Raw genomic sequence first — 18,684 nt, forward strand, 5'->3', positions numbered from 1 at the left:
GAAGTGCTCATTTTTTGAAGGCCTTCTCCGCCTTGACGCCCTTGCCTTCGTTTTTGAGCTTCTCGGACCATGCGGCGCGGTTGTCTGAATTATTCAGGTCCAGTTTGCCGCGAACATTGAGAAGGTAGGCGTCCTTGCCCTCGGGCTTGGGGGCCATCCGCCGGGCCATCTCCCGGTTGGCCATGCCTGAAACGGTGGGCGGTGCCGGTGCTGAAGGCTGCGGACTCTGCCCGGACGCTTGCACAGGCATGAGATTGCCGCTGCTGCGATGGACGGCATAGCGGGAGTCTCCGAGCTTCACCACGACGACCGCCTGCCCATGGATGCCTGCGGCACTGAAGGAGCCGCGCGGATCAGTACGGCCTTTCTGCGGCTGTGCAATGCCGCTGGTGTCGTAAGCGGCGATGTCGGCGTCCGCCACGTAGGTGCCGCGCACGGTGTCGCGCACCTGCACACGCATGCCCCCGTTTTCAGCGTCCTCATGCGCCTCCGTTTCCAGCGTGGTGAGCAGCACCAGGCCGCTGGTCATTTGTGAGTCGCCGCGGCAGATGACGAGGTAGGCGCCCTCGTCCTTCAGCGGCAGTTCGATGCTGCGCCTGCTCCACGTGTAATCCATGCCGTCTCCCAAGGGCACCTTCATCTCCGCCTGCGGGGTGATGCCAGAAAGGTTCACACTGCCGACGCTGCTCAGGTCTTTCTGCCGCTCCTGCAGCTTCATCAAATCCACGCGGTAGATGAGCAGCGCGGCCTCCTTCACATTGCGGTGCTCCAGTTCAAGCTTCACCGGCTGGCCGGGCTTCACACGGGTGGCAAAGGGCAGCTTGACGGCCTTCTCCTGCAGCATGGTGATGGACTCGCGCGCATCTTCAAACTCGTCCTTCACCTTTTCATACCAGCGCACCGCGTCGGCAAACTTGCCCTGCGCATGATGGATTTGCGCGGTGATGTAGCGCGCATTGGGCGCATCATCGCTGCTCCCGGCGGCTACGGGTGCAGCGGCGGCGAGTGCTTCGGGAAACTGATACTGCCAGAAGCGCCCCAGCGCCGTCATGTAGTGGAAGTTGTTCAGGAAGGAGCTCTTGGTGAAAGTCGTCGCAGCATTTCCCGCCGTTTGCACCACGCTGGCATAGTCTTTGAGGTCAAAGAAGACATTCGCGAGGCTGAATGCCGCATCATCCGCCAGGTCGTTCTTCGAATGGAGGGTCAGCACCCGCCGCAGGAGATCGCGGCTGCGCTCCAGCAGCTGCGTCTTCGTCCATTTCGCGGCGCCAGGACGCAGGAGGACGGATGACGGATCGGCGGCCAGCTCCTGAAAGCGCTGGCCCAGGCTGAAGAAGGCCAGCAGGCTGTCTGCGCCATCGGGGTATTCCATCCACAGCTGGATCTGATGCTCTGCGCTGCCGGGAAAATCTCCCGCTGTTTCCATGGCGGCGCTGACTCCCGCATCACTCACAAAGCTGCTTTCCATCGTGGCGCGATAGACCAGCCATGCGCGCTCAAATTCACCGATCTGGCGGTAGGCGGCAGCGACTTTCAGAATCTTGTCAAAGGGGATGACGATGTCGGGATGCCGCTCGCTCAAGGCTTCGAAAAGCTCCACGACCTGCTTTGCGTCCATGCCTTCACGTGAGGTGTGAATCCACAGCAGCATGCGCGCGATGTCTCGTTCGTGGTATTTCATGGCCTCGGTGTCGTTGCGCAGAAGTTCGAGGTGGGTGCGGGCTTCTTCGAGCGCGTTTTCATTGAACAGCAGCTGTGCGAGTTCCAGCCGCTCAAAGCCGTTCATCACATACGGATCGGTGGAGGGCTGGCCCGGGGCGAGAATCGTCAGTTTCCCATCGGGCCCGGCATTGAAGAGGTCATGGCGGCAGGCATCGCACACACGGGTATGGGGGATGTGATAGGTGCCAGGGTGAAGCGCCATCAGATCGTACGTGATGGTGGTGTCAGCCTTGAACGTATCCGGTATGAACCACAGGCGCAGCATGCCCGGCAGCTGCTCCACGCGGACAGCCTCGGCGCTGAGCGAAGAGGGCACAAACAGGCAGCCTGCGGGCAGCGGCTCGTCGATGATGACGTACCCGGCCTGCGGCTTCTTTGGGGCCTTCAGGTCCAGCCGCACACGCAGGCGCTGACCATGCGCTGCCACTGTGACGGGAGAGGTGCTCTTGTTCTCGATCGGCATGTCGTGGTGAGTCAGCCCCTCGTGCAACCACCGACGCTGCGCTATTGTGGGCAAGGTGGCCACGGAGGGAGCTTTGGGATCGACCACGTCTTCATGAATGAATGAAACAAACAGGAAAGGCCTGGCGGCGGGATTGTCGTACGTCACACTGATATGGATTTTTCCATCCGCGCCGGCCTTTGGCACAGGAAGCGATGCCGGCAGGGTCCAGTCATCCTTCACGCCGTCCACCTGGAGCTTGAGGCCTTCAGCCTCCGGCGCTTCATGCTGGCGGGTGCTGATGAAATGCCTGGCCATGGCAGCAGCCCACAAACCTTTCAGCGCGGAATCGTTCGCCGAACCAAGGCGATGCAGCAGCATGTCCCCGGCTTTCTTTGCCAAAGCGGAGCCGGGTGCGGTCCGCGCAGCGGCATAAAGGATGATGGCAGTGGTGTCGTCCGCATTGCTGAGGCGTGAGGTTGTTTTGCTGCCCGTCCATGCGGGGCGGGATTCGAGAATTCTGAGCAGCTCGCCAGCCTCGTCCATGCGGCCCATGCGCTGGAAAGCGGCGGCCAGCCAGCCTAGTGCGGGATCATTCATCTTGGCGCGATCCCGGTACATGCGGTTGGCCACGGAGAAGTCGGCTTCGTTCACGCAGGCCAGGGCATGGAGGATGACGGCCGCCTTGTCCGGCTCGTCTGGAGGAATGATGGCCAGGGCCTTTTTCAAATAGGCGGTGGCAGACTTGAGAGTGGTCTCGTCCACCTCATTTCCCAGCGCTCGCGCCTCCACCAGAGCCCACAGGCCCAGGCTGGTGACGAGGCTGTCATGCTGCCACCTCACCTCTTGCCAGGGCCATCCGCCGCTATGCTGCGTGATCTGCAGTTCGGAGATGGTTTTCTCGATCATGCTCCGGGCGCCTTTTTTTGACGGCTCCTTCTCCACGGTTTCAAACACGGACACCTGTGCCAGCAGACGGCTGGCAGCTGTCTGCGGTGTTCGCCCGGCATCTGCCCCCGACGTCAGCCCCAGGTTCTGCAGCAGCCGTCTTGGAGAATCCACCACCCATGCCGCCATGAACTGTCCTTTGGCCGCCGGGATGGCTTGGTCGCCAGAGGCAGACAGCACCCTCACCTCGGTGGTGGCGCCGGCTTTTTCAGCTGGCAGGACCTGCACATTGTTCCGGGTGTCAGCGGCAGACTTTCCGTCGTGCTTCGCCTCAGCATCAAACCAGGCAGTTTGCCGCATCATGGGTGTCACCACGGAGTCAAACCGCACGGTTTTCTGACCGTCTTTGGTCACCTGGATGTCGCGCGTCTGCGGATCGAGAGTTTTCACATAAGCCCCGAGTGTGCTGCTAAAAGTCAGCTTCACCGCTGTGTCTGGCAGATTGGCTGGAGAGCCGAAAAGCGTGACAGCTGGCTGGAAAGAATCTCCCACCCGGAGCACCGATGGCGTTTCCAGCTTCGCGAAAAAATCCGCCTTGGTGACCAAATCCTCTTCCGCCTCTCCGACCTCGGTCTTGACGGTGCAGCCGCGGCTGGACAAACGCCATGCCCCCGCGATCTCCGGCGCGGTCACTTTCACCTTCACCTTGCCGGATGCATCTGTGACCAATGGGCAGTGCCACTGCGCATCTGCCGCGAACGGTTGTTCTCCCGCTTCCTGGAAGAGTGCGCCGAGGACGGGAGCACCGGCGAGGGCTGCTACACCACCGAGATGCATGCGGCGGGCGCCGGCTGGCAGCGTGTTCCCTCCGAGACGCATGCCAGCAGTGATGCCGCTGTCGCCAGTCAGGAGGAGCCCGTCGATGGAATTGTTGGCGATGGCATAAGTTCCGGAGCGAAGGCCTGAAGTGATCTGGCCTCCGCCATACGGAAAGGGGGCGGTAACGCTTCCGCCAGGGAAGGCGGCTGTTGGTGGCAGCAAATTGTCGGGCGCTCCATTCAGGGTCAAGGCTCCGCCGCTGGACCAATTCAGTCCGTTGGATCCCGATTGAACAGCCGCACCTCCCAGGGTGACCGTTTGTCCTGTCTGCTGCACATTGAATTCGGCGAGGTTGTCAGTGCCGTTGTTCATCATTGCACGTGCCCTCTGTTCGCCTTCCGCTACGCGCTGATACCAGACGTTGCGTTCGCGCTGCTCCATATGACGCAGCATGTCGAGGTGGGACTCCACCTCCTCCGCGACGCCGATCACATTGCCGGACTCATCCTTGGTCAGAAGCCGGGAGGCAGCCCGATGCTGAAAGGCTGCGGTGCTGCCGGTGCGCAGGCTGTTGTGGCGGCGAAGACTGCCATGGAAGTAGTCATCCAAGGGTTCCGTGTTGTCGGGATACTGGGCAAAGAGAGAGGCGCTGGCGAGGGAGAGGCTGAGCTCCGCGGCAACGGGACTGCCATTGGCATCGGTGGTGGTGAGGGTGATCTCGGCAGCCTCGCCGGGCTTCACAGGCTGGACCGGCGTTTGAATTTCGATTTTCAGCGGACGTTTCACCACGAAGCCGCGCCGTGCTTTGCGCAGCTTGTCTCCATCCAGACAGGCAATGCCGACTTCAAACTGCGGCCAGTGCGCCGCGGCAACAGGGAAGGGCAGTTCGTTGTGTCCGACGCCCAGCTTGATGATGCGGTGCTCGATCATGTCCTCACCTGCGAGGGTAAGGAGAACGAGAGGAGCACTGATGCGGCTGTGCGCATCCACTTTGAGCGTGCTGCCTTCATTGACTTCATCTTGGTCGCTGAACAGGCGCAGCTTCGTTGTGTCATCAGGGCCGGAAACTTGCAGGCCGCAGGCCCGCTCCACGACGTTCCCACGCGCATCGGTGGTCTGGGCCACAAGCTTGTGCGGCACAGCCGACTGCAGCACCACCGTGGAGCTGCCGAGGCCCGTGGTGGCGTCTGTCTTAACGGTAAACTCAGCAATGCGCGTCGGTGCACTGGCTTGTGGAAGATACACAAGCCCGGGCAGCGCAGAGAGCACCGGATTGGCCGGCTGATTGTCGAGGCGCGAGAGCGTGATTTTCACCGTCGCCGCCGTGGGCTTGCCGCGATGGTCGAGCGCTTTGATCCGCACAGGCGCAGGCTCTCCGGTCAGTGCCGGATCTGGCATGCGGTCCCACTCGAGCCGAACACCCGACTGGAGCAGGCTGACGGAATGGTGGGCACGGCGCCGCCGCACTGGGAGGTCGGCGGATATGACCACAAACTCGCCCTGCTGGAATGCCGTGGTCTCCTGCGTGAAAGCAAAACCGCCAGTGGCATCTGTTTTGCCTTCCAGGACACGTCCATCGGGCAGGTGTACGCGCACAGGTTCATCCACCAACGGCGCACCCCAGGAATAGTTGACCCGCAGCGTTCCTTCAATGCGGTCGCCGCGGAAAACGGCATCCGGCTTGGTTTCGATCACCGCAGTGATTTCGGCGATCTCAAACTCTCTGACATCGAACGATGCTTGATATTTTTCATCTCCCTGCACGGATGTTACCTTGATGAAGAAAGAGCCCGCAGGAGTGGCTGAGGGCAGGGGAACGCTGTGGGTGAAGGTGCCGAAGTCGCTCAGTTTTGACCGCATGCGGCGCAGGACGCGGCCCTCGAAATCGGTGATGCTGATATCATATTCACGGCCCACTGGAACGCTGTAGGCGCCGTCCTGCACATCCCGGATTATGCCGCGGAAGTGCACGGAATCGCCAGCACGATAAACGGGTTTGTCCGTGTAGATGAAGCCGCGCCGTGAGAGCGCCACACTGCTGCGGTCGGTATCGCCGCCGGTGATCTCCTGCGTCATGCCGCGCAGATCGATCTGCTGGATGGCTTCGCCGGAACCGGTGCGCACGTAGGCGCAGAGATCCGCGGAGGCGCGGATCATTTCGCCACGCAGGCGGAAGACGCCGTCCTTGCCGGTGCGACCCTGGCCGATGATTTCCTTGCCATTGCTCAGCAGCACCTCGGCATCCGCCACCACGGCGTCCTTGATGCGGTCCTGCACAAACACCAGCGCCTCCGTCCAGGCGGACTGCACGATGAGATCGATGTCGCTGCGGATCACGATGGTGCTGGCCTGCCAGTCCTCGCCCTCCACACGAACGAGGCACACGCCGGGCCTGGCTCCCTCAAAGGGGACATCGATGGCCTGCTCAATCGGTTTAAGCCGCGTGTAGCCTCCGACGCTTACCTCCCAGGTCTTGTCCGGCTGGATCAAATCAATGTCGAGCGAGCCGATGCCTGACTCGCCGTCCAGGCGGTGGCGGCTGCGGAAGAAGTCTTCGAGGTTGAGCGTGTAGCGGGAGATCTTGAGCTTCTCGATGTTGCGCACATTGACGCGCACCTGGGCGGTTTCGTTGGTGCGGAAGGTGCGTGGTGTGCGCAGCGCCAGGGAGCGCTGCGGCATCATCGCCGCCCGTTCTGCGGCCAGCTGTTTCCAGCCGCCCCAGGTGAGCCTTTGGAAGGTGTTCAGCGCATCCTCATGGCGGTCAAGATGCTCGGCCTGGATGATGCCGGTGCGGTATAGCGCCAGGGATGCCTCCTCGCTCTGCGGGTGCTTGATGATGAGGCGCGCCCACTCCGCGATGGCGTTTTCAAACAGCGCGGTGAGCTCGGGAGAGCGTGGTTTGCCGGCCTCCTTCCTGGCCAGATCCTGTGCGGCGGTGAAATGCCACTGGCCGTTCAGAAAGAGAAGCTGGGCGCAGCGTGCGTCCAGCGGATGCGCGGCGATGAAGGCGTCGAAGAGCCGGGTGGCTTCAGCTCGATCGCCGGCTGCCACGGCATTGAGGCAGAGCTGAAACTCCGCCTCCATGATGCGCGCCTGCGCCTGCTGCCACAGGCTGCCGTCCGGGTGTCTGGCAATGTAGGCACGCCATTGCTCGATGGCCTGGGGATGTTGCCGTGCCGCAAACCGCAGCGTGCCGATTTCGAAAAAGGCCCTCTGCCTCCAGGCTTCCAGCCGCTCGCCTGGTGTACGCTTGTCCCTTTCATCGGGAGCAGGCGGCGGCCAGTCGGCTCGGTCATACAGGGCCTTGCAGGCCTCCATGGCTTCCTCACTTTTGTTGAGCGAGGTCAGTGCCTGGATCAGTGTAAACGCGGCCTCTGCCGAACGTGCGTGGGATGGATGCGCCTTCAAAAATGCACGCAGATTGGAGACATGCTTTGTGGGATCAGCAGCAGGCACGGAGCTGTATCGCTCGCTTTGCTGCATGACCGGACTGCCCTGCAGCGGCACGGCAGGGAAAACCGCCACGGCGAGAGGTCCATGACTGCGGCACAGCAGCCACTCGATGTCGCCGACGTCCGGTTTTACGCCAGCTGCGGGTGCTTTGATTTTCCACAGCGTCAGCACATCCTCGGCATAGCGGACGGCGTCCGCGCCGGCACCTGCGTGCAGCATGCCTTCGATGAGCATCTGCCGCACTTCCCAGCGTCTTGCGCCGGTTTCCTTGGCTGCCGTAGCGGGCGGTGCGCTGCCGGCGAGGCCTTTCCACGCAGGATCAAACTCCCGCAAATAAGCATCGCAGGCCTGTGCCAGCTCGGTGAGCTGTTTCATGTCACGCACGCTTGCGGCGGTCTGGAACAGAAGGTTTTCGCGCATTTTGGAGCCGGTCTCGAGTTCCAGTGCCTTGCGATACAGCGCGAGCGCGCGAGCCTGCGCATCGATGCTCACGCTCTGCCCTGGCACGGCTGGTTTGATGATCTCCTGCGCCAGCGTGACGAGTGACTCCGCCAGTTTCTCCTTTCGCTGGGTGGCAAACAGACGCGCCGCCTCCACGCTGTAGATGGCCTCCGCCTCCTGGTGACGTTTTAACTCGGCAAGGCACTGCGCTTTCAGGAACAAAGCCTTGCGCTGCCAGGGATGGCCCGCTGGGATGGCGTCGCAGTCAGCGATGGCTGCCGCCTGCTGCTTGGACTCCGAGCGTGCGACGGCCCGCAGGTAATGCGCATAACCCGCGTCAGCAGCGGCGGTGACGACTGCATCGGTCAGGGCGTTGGCGGCATCGGCGTAGCGCTGGCGTTGCAGGAGCACCTCCGCATCTTCGACGGGAGAGGCTGCGAGAAGGTGGACAAGAGTGAGGAACAGGATGATACGGCGCATGGTGGTCTCCGTTAAGATTTTCGCATTATGCACCCTTCAAATCGACGGTGGCAAGATGGATGAAGCTGTGGCAGTCAATTTACGTTCCGTTTACAGACAAACCCCCGCTCATGAACCGCCGCCATTTCGTCCGCACTGCCGCAGCCCTGCCTATCATCAACGCTGTTGCGGCGGAAAAGCCGAAGCGTCTCATCCTGCGCTCCTCGTGGCAGACGGTGAACATCGGTGACATCGCCCACACGCCGGGCGTGCTTGCACTGCTGGAAAAGCACCTGCCCGAGGTCGAAGTGCGGCTGTGGCCGAGCAATCTGGACAACGGCGTCGGAGAGATGCTGGCGGCACGTTTTCCCAAGGTGAAAGTCATCCGCGGCGAGGAGGTGAAAACGGCCTTCGAGGAATGCGACTTCCTGCTGCACGGCTCCGGGCCCTCGCTTGTGGCGCAGGCAGATGTGGTGAAGTGGAGCCAGGCCACCGGGAAGCCCTACGGCGTGTATGGCATCACCTTTTCGGGCCAGCAAAACTCAAAGAGCAAAACGCAGCCGCCGGTGAAAACCATCGATGTGCTCAGTGCAGCCAGGTTTGTCTATTTCCGTGACTCCGTGTCATTGGAACTCGCGAAGAAGATGGGCTGCACCTGCCCGCTGATGGAGTTTGGACCCGATGGTGCTTTTGCGGTCGATTTGCAGGATGATGAGAAGGCGGAGGCATTTCTCAAAAAGCACGGACTGGAGCATGGCAAATTCCTCTGCTGCATCCCGCGCCTGCGCAACACACCCTACTGGATCCTGCCTGAAAAGCATGCGGCCATCGATGAGAAAAAAGACTCGCGCAACAAGTCCATGATGGACCATGACGGCAAGCCTCTGCTGGATGCCATCGTGAGCGTGATCAAAAATACGGATCTCAAAATCCTGCTCTGCCCGGAGGACAAGACGCAGATGCAGGTGGGCAAAGACATGCTCTATGACAAACTGCCGGATGATGTGAAGGCGCGCGTGGTCTGGCGTGAAAACTACTGGCTGACCAATGAGGCCCTGAGCACCTACCGTCGCAGCGCAGGACTGTTTGGCCATGAGATGCACAGTCCCATCATGTGCATCGGCAATGGCATCCCCGCCATCGTCTGCCGCTGGGCCGAGCAGACGAGCAAGGGCTACATGTGGCGGGACATCGGGCTCGGCGACTGGCTCTTTGATCTCGACAAGGAGGAGGAGCTGCAAAAAGTCGCCGCCACCGTGGTGGCGATGGCCAAAGATCGTGCGGGTTCCAAAGCAAAGGCTGAAAAGGCGCGGGAGCTTGTGATGAACAAGTTTGCCGCCAGCATGGCCGTGGTGAAAAAAGTCTGGTAATGAATGGGTCGTGAGCTAAATAAGCCAACGCGCTTAGTTCCAACCTTTATTATTCATGCGCATTTTGGTGATTGAAGATGAACGTCAACTTGCCCGACATATCTGCTCCGCTCTCACGAGGAACGGACACACTGCCAGCGCGCTGCATGATGGCGCGGAAGGTTTGCAGTCGGCTTTGACGGATCCGCCCGAACTCATCGTGCTGGACCTGAATCTGCCGGGTCTGGATGGTTTCAATCTACTGGATCAGCTCCGGCAAAAGCATTGCCCGGCTCGTGTCCTGATACTAACCGCCCGTGGCGAGGTGGAATATCGCATCAAAGGATTGAAGGCCGGGGCGGATGATTATCTGGGCAAGCCTTTTTCCATGGACGAACTGGTGGCCCGCGTGGAAGCATTGGGACGCCGCGCAGCCACACCACAAGCCAGCGATGTGCTGAAGGTGGGAAGTTTGCACCTGGACGTCCACCGCAGACGAGTCATGCGAGAGGGGCAGGAAATACCGCTGTCTCCGCGCGAATTCGAACTGCTGCAAGTGCTGATGGAGGAGCCTGGGCGTGTATTCTCGCGCATTGAGCTCAGCGACCGGGTGTGGCAGCGCGACCACGGATATGACACACGCACGGTGGAGATATTCATTGTGAGACTTCGAAAAAAAGTGGATGCCGGATTTGATCATCCTCTCATTCAAACCGTCCGCGCCGCCGGCTACATGATCAAAGCCCATGGCTGAGCAGCTGCTTTTCGCCCGCCTGACTTTCAAACCTGACTTCACATGCATCCTGCCATTCTGCGCCTGCTTCTTTTATTTCTGTTTCCTGGCGGTCTGGTGGCGCAGAACATCGTGGAAGGCAAGGTGGCGCTGCCGCAGACACGCTCCACTCCGGTGATGAACAAGCGCTATGAAGTGGTGACGAAAGGCGGAGTCATGTCCACCAACCCACCACTTGCCGTGGTATATCTGGAGGGGGCGTTTGCAAAACCGGCCACACCTGTGGTCAAGCAGATCATACAGAAGGACTTCATGTTCTCACCCACTTTAATGCCTGTGCAAACAGGCACAAAAGTGGAGTTTCCGAACCTCGACGACACCTACCACAATGTCTTCTCATTCTCACCTGCGAAGCGTTTTGACCTTGGGCGCTATCGTTCGGATGAAAAGCCCGTGCCTTCGCAGGTTCTGGACAAGCCGGGGCTCATCACCCTCCGCTGCGACATCCACGAGCACATGCGCGGCATCATTCTCGTGCTCGACACGCCCCATTTTGTCGTGAGTGAGGCAGACGGCAGCTTCAAGCTCAAAAACCTCCCCACCGGCACCTACAAGCTCAAAGCCTGGATCAGCAGCCGCACCACGCTGGAGAAATCCGTGACTTTAACCGGCGGTTCCACCCTGCGCGTCAATTTCCCGTGAGAACTGCCGCAGAGCCGCAGAAACAAGGGGTCGCGGGATTTCGTGCGCGGCTGCTCCTTGGCATGATGCTCATCGCTTCGGGCATTACGGCGGTGGTGTTGTACGTCGTGGAGCGAAAAGTGGTGGCGGATTCGGAGCAGGCGTCGCGGCAGGCCTATGAAAAGGAGCTGGCGTCCATGCACCGTCTGCAGGAGCTGCGCCACGCCGCACTGGCCGAGCGTTGCAAAACACTTGTGCGCCGCCCCCGCATTCACGCGGCTTTGGAGGACAATGCACTGGACCTTCTCTACCCGAGCGCACGAGATGAACTGCGTGATGTGATGGATGCGGATGATGAAGTGGGCATTCTGCATGCCACGTTCTACCGATTTCTCGATGCTTCTGGCAAAGTGATCGCGCCGCCGCCCGACGCTGAAGTGGGGGCGCTAAACGAGGAAGAGGAGGGGAGTCTGGCGCTCCAGCAGGTGCCGGCCACGCAGCAGACGGGTTATCTGGCGCGCAAAATGCCCGACGGTTCCGAGACGGTGGATGCCGTGATCGCCGCGCCGGTGATCTCCACCGAGACGCATGAGGTCATTGCAGCGCTGGTCCTGGGTTTCAAACCCTTTGCGGACAAAATGCAGGAGGCAGGGATTCAACGGGCGATCTGGGTGGAGGGACGCATGACTCCGGCGCTGGTGGAAGCTCCTGGAATGACGGCGCTCGCAGGGCAGATGAGCCGGGCGCCTGCACCGGGTGGGGATGCTTTCAGCAGCCTGCAGCTTGATGTGCATGGCGTGCCGCATCGCGCGTTTTTTATGCGTTTGAACCCCGGCTCGATGTTCGCTCCAGCTTTTGAGGTCAGCCTTTATTCTCTTGCGCCATCACTTGAACGCCTGCGCCATCTGCGCTGGCAGATTGTGACGGCAGGCGCGGTGCTGCTGCTGACAGGCCTTGTGGCAAGCCATTTCATTTCTGCGCGGCTTTCAGTGCCGGTGGAAAAGCTGGCGCATGATTCTGCCGTGAACATTGCAGGACGTGAGCAGGCGGAGGCTGCGCTGGAGATGACCCACGTGGAACTGCAGCGCTCCGTGCGCTTCTCGGCGGATGCCTCTCACCAGCTGAAGACGCCAGTGGCCGTGCTGCGCGCCGGGCTGGAGGAACTCCTGCAGCAGCCGGGGCTTTCCAGGCGGTCGCAAGAAGAGATCGAGGCTCTGATAGGACAGACTGCGAGGCTCACAAGCATGATCCATGACCTTTTGCTGCTCTCACGCATGGACGCAGGCCGGCTGCATCTGGATTTGGTCCGTGTGGACCTTTCTCAACTCATTGCCTCCCTCGCAGATGACCTGAGTGTGCTGCCAGATGCGGCTGATGTTACGGTGGAGACAAACGTGCCGGAGGGACTGCAGATCATGGGAGAAAAACGCTACACCGCCATCATCCTGCATAATCTCCTGGAGAATGCGTGGAAGTACAATGAGCGCGGAGGGAAGGTGTGCATTGGCGCCACCGTTGAAAAGTCACGGGTGCATCTCCGAGTGGGAAACAACGGAGCGGGCATTCCGGAGCACGCGCAAAAGCATGTGTTCGAACGTTTTCACCGTGCGGCGGCCAATGAGGGCACACCAGGACACGGGCTGGGTCTTGATCTGGCACGCGAACTCGCACGCCTCCACGGAGGCGAACTTCGCCTCGTGGGTTCTGCCCCCGGGTGGACCGAATTTGAAGCAACTTTCACACTCGCCAGCTCGGCGGAAACCGCATGAATTTGGTTCGACTTGCATCATTCCTGTTTCTTTTCGCCTGCATCAACTCTGTGAGGGCTGAGGACATGCTTGACCGGGTGGAGGAGGCGCTGGCCTTCAGCACGGCCGGCGGGGAGCTGCACGGCAAGTTCAGCGGTCTGGCCAGCTATGAAGCCTATCGCTTCAGCGGCACGCCCCTGGGCTCCGTGTTCACCTCCCGTCGTGATTTCTTCAATCCACGCCTCATCCTGTTTGCCGACGTGCAGATGGGATCTCACTGGTATGGCTTTGTGCAGTCGCGTTTTGACCGTGGTTTTAATCCGCGTGACCACACCACCCAGCTTCGCATGGACGAATATGCCCTGAGGCTCACGCCATGGAATGACGGGCGTTTTAATTTTCAAATCGGCAAGTTTGCCACGGTTGTGGGCAACTGGGTCGGCCGGCATCAATCCTGGGAGAACCCGTTCGTCAATGCGCCCATGATGTATGACAACTTCACGGCCATCTATGACGCGGAAATCCCTGCGACTGCGCAAAAGTTTTTGTCGGGTGCAACGGATGACCGCTACGACTACAATCCGGTGATCTGGGGGCCCTCTTATGCGACGGGAGCATCCATTTCCGGAGGATTGGGCAAGTTCGACTACGCGGCGGAAATCAAGAACTCCAGCCTCGCCTCACGCCCTGAGTCATGGGAGCTCCGTTCGATGAACTTTGCGCACCCAACGATCAGTTCGCGTGTGGGTTTTCGACCGGATCAGGCCTGGAACCTGGGTGTGTCCTACAGCGAGGGATCTTATCTTCTGCCGCGCGCCTTTGCCGGTCAGCCTCCTGGTTCCGGGCCGGGTGATTATTTGCAGAAGGTGATCGCGCAGGACCTCAGCTTTGCATGGCATCATCTGCAATTGTGGGCCGAGGTCTTTGCGTCCCGCTTTCAAGTGCCCAATGCCGGCAATGCCGACACGCTGGGATATTACCTTGAGGCCAAATACAAGTTCACGCCGCAGATGTTTGGCGCCGTGCGCTGGAACCAGATGCATTTTTCGAGAATGTCTGACGGCACCGGTGGCAGCGCGCCGTGGTTTCCGGACATGTGGCGCATGGATGTCGCCTCGGGTTATCGCCCCACGGCGCATACTCAGATCAAGCTGCAATACAGCCTGCAGCATGAGAGCGTCTCGTTCCGGCCCTATTCCCACATGCTGGCACTGCAGCTTACAATTCGTTTTTAAAGCCGGATGGAGGCGGGGGGATGCAAGCGCTGAAACGTAACAGTTTGGCAGGATGGTAACAGCCACGTTACGGTGATGTGCTTCACGTTGCGAGGCATGGACCTGATAATGCGGATGTAATTCATCGCCTTCGGTGATGATGAGAACAGTCAGCAACAACACAACACCAAACCAACAAGCATATGAAACTCATCCTCCCATATCAGAAGCTTCTGGCGTGCCTCACGCTCAGCGGCCTTTTCCTCTCCTCCTTCGCCCAGGCTAAAAATGGTGCGACAGATCCCATTCCCGGCACCAGCAAGGGCGCGACAAACTCCGGTGGTGGTGGCGGCGGCGGCGGTGGTGGCAAGAGTTCCTCCACCACGGTTACACTCCCGCCGGTTCCCAGCACTCCGATTCAGCCCTTGGTCACGGGGACGCTGACGTTCACCGCGGGCAGCTACAATGGATCCACGCCCACCTGTGGGGGCACTTACCGCATTGACCCCTACTATCCCACGCTTTCGCTCATCACGGTGGATGTGTCGGTCAGCTCACTGAGCACGTCAGACGGCTCGCCTTTGTTCATCATTGTCAATGGCGCAGGCGGCACCTTCTATCCGTTTCTCGGCGGTTCCATGAGCGTGACAGGTGGCTCCGCCAAGGGCACCTCCCAGATCTATTGCACGCCTGGATCATCGATCACCAGTGTCTCCATTGTTGATCTGAACGGCACTGTGGTGGCCACCGGCAAATAAATCTGCAGGTCATGGTTTAAAGCCGCGGAGACTGGACAGCCTCCGCGGCTTTATTTTTTTGCGTCTTAACGAGGCTTGGCGGGCCGCTGAGATTTGGAATGAACGGCATGGCCGCTTCGTTTAGTCTTCCGCATGAAGGCGTCTCCACTGCTATGGGTGCTTCTCATCGCCGGAAAAGTGCACGGCGATGACGCGGTGGCTTTTTTTGAATCGAAGATCCGCCCGGCCCTGGCAAAACATTGCTACGAATGCCACTCGGCTGAATCGGGCAAATCAAAGGGCGGGCTGATGCTGGACACAAAACAGGGGATTCGCACGGGCGGAGACTCCGGTCCGGCAGTGGTGCCGGGCGATGCCGCAAAAAGCCTGCTGCTGACGGCGATCAAGCATGCCGATCCTGATCTCGAAATGCCGCCGAAGAAGCCGCCGCTTTCCAAGGCGGTCATCGCGGATTTTGAAGCGTGGATCAAAGCGGGTGCTGCTGATCCGCGGGAGACGGCGGCGAAAGCAGCGGAGCGTCCGCCGGTCGATGTGGAGTCGGGAAGGAAGTTTTGGAGCTATCAAAAGCCGCAACGAATCGCGGGTGAAATTGATGGGTTCATTCGGGCCAGGCTGAAGGAAAACGGTCTCTCCTCCGCACCCGAGGCCGAGCCAGTGGTGCTGCTGCGGCGGTTATATTTGGATTTGATCGGCCTGCCGCCGACGCAGGAACAGGCGTCGGCGTTTTCGATTTCGAAGCTGGAGACGACGGTGGATGAACTGCTCGCGTCCAAAGAATTTGGCGTTCGCTGGGGCCGCCACTGGCTGGATGTGGCGCGCTTCGCGGAGTCGAATGGGCGTGAGTCGAACCTGACCTTTCCGCATGCCTGGCGCTACCGTGATTATGTCATTGATGCGTTCAATGCCGATGTCCCCTTCGACCGCTTCATCACCGAGCAGATTGCCGGTGATCAGCTGCCTGCGGAGAATGATGCCGAGCGTGCGCGTCTGCTGATCGCCACCGGTTTTCTTGCCATAGGGCCGAAAGGTCTGAATGAAATGAACAAGGAGCAGTTTGCCGCGGATGTGGCCGATGAACAGCTCGACACCGTGACGCGCGCCGTGCTGGCCAGTTCGGTTGCCTGCGCGCGCTGCCATGATCACAAGACAGAACCCTTCAGCATGGAGGACTACTACGGGCTTGCGGGCATTTTCAAAAGCACGCAGACGTTTTACGGCAACTGGATTGACTCAGAGAACAACAACCAGGGGCACCTCATCCGCCTGCCAGATTTGCCCGGGCAGGTGATACCGAGGCCATCCGTGACGGAGGCCCGCGTCAAACAGCTCAAGCAGGAATTGGCGCAGCTCAATGCGGATGAAAAAGCGCAGCAGGAATATGTGCTCAAGGCCAAGGTGGAAGGCCGCGACATCAGCGGCGAATATCACAAGATTCTCACCAACGCGATCCGCATCCTCTGGACTCGCGGCGGAGTGGAAGGCGCGCTGGAGACGGTTGACGACACCGGGCGTTCTCTTCCGTTGTGCATGGGGGTGCGTGACGCGAACCATATCTCGGATTCGCAGCTCTACGATCGAGGTGAGATCGCGCATCCGGTGAAATCCGTTCCGCGCAAATTCCCTCGTGTCATCGAGGTCAGGGGAAGTGCGCCCAGGCAGAAAAGTGGCCGTCTTGAACTCGCGCATTGGGTTGTCAGTCGTGACAATCCGCTCACCGCAAGGGTGATGGCAAACCGCGTGTGGCGGCATCTGTTTGGCGCGGGGATCGTACGCAGCGTGGATAATTTTGGTTTTAGCGGCGGCCGGCCCAGCCACCCCGAACTGCTCGATCATCTCGCTCTCAAGTTCATGGATGGCGGTTGGTCGGTGAAGAAGCTGATCAAGGAGATTGTGATGTCAAAATCCTACCGGCAGAGCAGCGCGGGACACAGCGAGAAGGATCCCGACAATCAATTCCTCTCGCATGCCAACAAACGGCGTCTGGATGCGGAGGTCATCCGTGACTCGATGCTCGCGGTCTCCGGATCGCTCGATACATCTCGCAGACCGGGATCGCTGGTGGCGGAGCTGGACGGGCAGTCGGTGTCGTTGATCGGATTTGATTCGAAACTGCCGCAGGACCTTGATGGCTCGCGACGCCGCTCGATTTATCTGCCGGTGATCCGCGATCATCTGCCAGATGTGCTGGAGCAGTTTGACGTGGCGAATCCGAACTTGGTCACCGGAGATCGGGACGTGACAAACGTGCCTTTGCAGGCGCTCTATCTCATGAACGGGCCATTTGTGCAGGCGCAGGCGGCGGCGCTGGCAAAACGGGTTCAGTCCTCGCCTGACCGCGTGAAGACGGCGTTTCAGCTTTGCTTCAATCGCATGCCGGACGCGCAGGAGCTCGCGCTCGCGGAAAAGTTTTTCGGAAACGCTTCCGCAGATGACTCGAAGCTGCTGGCGGCATTTTGCCAGTCGCTGCTCGCGAGCGCGGAATTTCGCATTGTTGATTAACACCATGAACATGATCCATACACGACGCGAACTGCTGACGACGCTGTCCTCCGGCATCGGCTGGCTGGCGTTCTCAGCGCTTGCGCAGGGAAGGAGCGGTCTTGTGGCACAGGCAGGCCATTTTCCCGCACGGGCGAAGCGGGTGATCTTCCTCACGATGCGCGGCGGCCCCTCCCATGTGGACTTGTTTGACCACAAGCCTGAACTGATCAAACGCAATGGCCAGACCGCATCGCTGGGGCGGGATTCGGCGGGCGCGAAGCTGTTTGGACCGGTGCACCCCCTGAAGCAGTATGGGAAGTCTGGACAGTGGATGACGACGCTCTACCCGAAGCTGGCGCAGCACGCGGATGATTTGTGCATCATCAACTCCATGCACACTGACCTTCCGAATCACGCGCAGGCCTTTGGGCAGATGCACACCGGCAGCTTCCAGTTTGTGCGTCCATCCATCGGTGCGTGGACGCTCTATGGCCTCGGCACGGAGAATGAGAATCTGCCGGGCTTCATCACGCTGAATCCACCGGCCGACAACGGCGGCGCGCAGAACTACGGCAGCGCGTTTCTGCCTGCGATCTGCCAGGGCACGCGAATCGGTGGCTCCCAGCTCCCGGAGCTGTATGCGGCGCTGCTGAAGAAGGATGTGGCGCCCGGGCCGCCGATGAAAAACATCGTTCCTTCCGCGCCCAATTCCGTGCAGCGGGCGCAGCTTGACCTCATTCGGGGGCTTAACGAACGCAAGATGGAGCGTGAAGGTTTTCAGCCGGAGGTGGAAGGCGCGATCGAATCCTTCGAACTCGCGTTTCGCATGCAGAGTGAAATTCCTGACGTGCTTGATCTGCGCAGCGAGCCGGAACCTGTGCTGAAACTTTATGGCATCGGGCAGGGGAAGGATCAGTTTGCACGCCAGTGCCTGCTGGCGCGGCGCATGGCGGAAGCTGGTGTGCGGTTCATTGAAATCGCTTCCCCGGGAAACTGGGATCATCACAACCGTCTGCGGGAGCTTCTCGCAACAAATTGTGCTGCCACGGATCAGCCGATTGCAGCGCTGCTGACCGACTTGAAGTCACGCGGCATGCTCAAGGACACGCTGGTGGTGTGGGCAGGTGAGTTTGGCCGGACGCCGTACGCACAGAGCGGAGACGGGCGTGATCACAATCATAAAGGCTACTCCATTTGGATGGCTGGCGGCGGGGTGAAAGGTGGGCTGACCTACGGCGCGACGGATGAAGTGGGACATCAGGCGGAAGTGAATCCCATGCACATCCATGACTGGCATGCCACGATCCTGCATCTGCTCGGCCTGGATCACACCCGGCTGACTTTCGCGTATGGGGGCAGAAACTTCCGCCTTACGAATGTGGGAGGAGAGGTGGCGCGAGGAATTTTGGCATAGTTTCGGATTGCGCCGTCGGTGCACGGAGCCTTAAGATCGAACGGTTTCCATGCAGACTGGTCTGTGTGGTTCTGGTTGTTTC

General features: G+C 60.2%; 9 protein-coding genes. 8 read left to right on the forward strand and 1 reads right to left on the reverse strand.

Features of this window, described 5'->3' with window-relative positions; genetic code table 11:
• Positions 1-7 precede the first annotated feature (7 nt).
• Positions 8-8,245, reverse strand: a complete 8,238-nt coding sequence (locus tag ACILSO_RS22385; protein ID WP_395739692.1) for an MG2 domain-containing protein — start codon at positions 8,243-8,245, stop codon at positions 8-10.
• Positions 8,246-8,355: 110 nt separating this feature from the next.
• Between ACILSO_RS22385 and ACILSO_RS22390 the strand changes: the two genes are divergently transcribed.
• From ACILSO_RS22390 to ACILSO_RS22425, 8 genes are all read left to right on the forward strand, one after another.
• A complete protein-coding gene (locus tag ACILSO_RS22390; protein ID WP_395739693.1) occupies positions 8,356-9,594 on the forward strand; it encodes a polysaccharide pyruvyl transferase family protein in 1,239 nt (412 codons plus the stop codon).
• 55 nt (positions 9,595-9,649) lie between these two features.
• Complete coding sequence (locus ACILSO_RS22395; RefSeq protein ID WP_395739694.1) at positions 9,650-10,327, forward strand: response regulator transcription factor; 678 nt, start codon at positions 9,650-9,652, stop codon at positions 10,325-10,327.
• A 42-nt stretch (positions 10,328-10,369) separates the two neighbouring features.
• On the forward strand, positions 10,370-11,008 hold the full coding sequence (locus tag ACILSO_RS22400; protein WP_395739695.1) for a hypothetical protein: 639 nt from the start codon (positions 10,370-10,372) through the stop codon (positions 11,006-11,008).
• Positions 11,005-12,756 (forward strand): sensor histidine kinase, encoded by a 1,752-nt coding sequence (locus ACILSO_RS22405; RefSeq protein ID WP_395739696.1) that lies wholly within the window; start codon positions 11,005-11,007, stop codon positions 12,754-12,756. Before ACILSO_RS22400 ends, ACILSO_RS22405 begins: the two co-directional genes overlap by 4 nt.
• Positions 12,757-12,821: 65 nt before the next feature.
• Positions 12,822-13,970 carry a hypothetical protein gene (locus ACILSO_RS22410; protein ID WP_395739697.1) on the forward strand — a complete coding sequence of 383 codons (1,149 nt, stop codon included), beginning with the start codon at positions 12,822-12,824 and terminating at the stop codon, positions 13,968-13,970.
• A gap of 182 nt (positions 13,971-14,152) precedes the next feature.
• Positions 14,153-14,707 carry a hypothetical protein gene (locus ACILSO_RS22415; protein ID WP_395739698.1) on the forward strand — a complete coding sequence of 185 codons (555 nt, stop codon included), beginning with the start codon at positions 14,153-14,155 and terminating at the stop codon, positions 14,705-14,707.
• A gap of 132 nt (positions 14,708-14,839) precedes the next feature.
• A complete protein-coding gene (locus ACILSO_RS22420; RefSeq protein ID WP_395739699.1) occupies positions 14,840-17,206 on the forward strand; it encodes a PSD1 and planctomycete cytochrome C domain-containing protein in 2,367 nt (788 codons plus the stop codon).
• A 4-nt stretch (positions 17,207-17,210) separates the two neighbouring features.
• On the forward strand, positions 17,211-18,602 hold the full coding sequence (locus tag ACILSO_RS22425) for a DUF1501 domain-containing protein (RefSeq protein WP_395739700.1): 1,392 nt from the start codon (positions 17,211-17,213) through the stop codon (positions 18,600-18,602).
• Positions 18,603-18,684 lie beyond the last annotated feature (82 nt).

It is taken from the genome of Prosthecobacter sp., assembly GCF_044226605.1.
Taxonomy (GTDB): Bacteria; Verrucomicrobiota; Verrucomicrobiia; order Verrucomicrobiales; family Verrucomicrobiaceae; genus Prosthecobacter.

Excerpts from the sequence above, each read along its gene's own strand:
- ACILSO_RS22420 (WP_395739699.1), top strand. The coding sequence starts at position 14,840 with ATGAAGGCGTCTCCACTGCTATGGGTGCTTCTCATCGCCGGAAAAGTG.
- ACILSO_RS22390 (WP_395739693.1), top strand. The coding sequence starts at position 8,356 with ATGAACCGCCGCCATTTCGTCCGCACTGCCGCAGCCCTGCCTATCATC.
- ACILSO_RS22410 (WP_395739697.1), top strand. The coding sequence starts at position 12,822 with ATGCTTGACCGGGTGGAGGAGGCGCTGGCCTTCAGCACGGCCGGCGGG.
- ACILSO_RS22395 (WP_395739694.1), top strand. The coding sequence starts at position 9,650 with ATGCGCATTTTGGTGATTGAAGATGAACGTCAACTTGCCCGACATATC.
- ACILSO_RS22400 (WP_395739695.1), top strand. The coding sequence starts at position 10,370 with ATGCATCCTGCCATTCTGCGCCTGCTTCTTTTATTTCTGTTTCCTGGC.
- ACILSO_RS22385 (WP_395739692.1), bottom strand. The coding sequence starts at position 8,245 with ATGCGCCGTATCATCCTGTTCCTCACTCTTGTCCACCTTCTCGCAGCC.
- ACILSO_RS22415 (WP_395739698.1), top strand. The coding sequence starts at position 14,153 with ATGAAACTCATCCTCCCATATCAGAAGCTTCTGGCGTGCCTCACGCTC.
- ACILSO_RS22425 (WP_395739700.1), top strand. The coding sequence starts at position 17,211 with ATGAACATGATCCATACACGACGCGAACTGCTGACGACGCTGTCCTCC.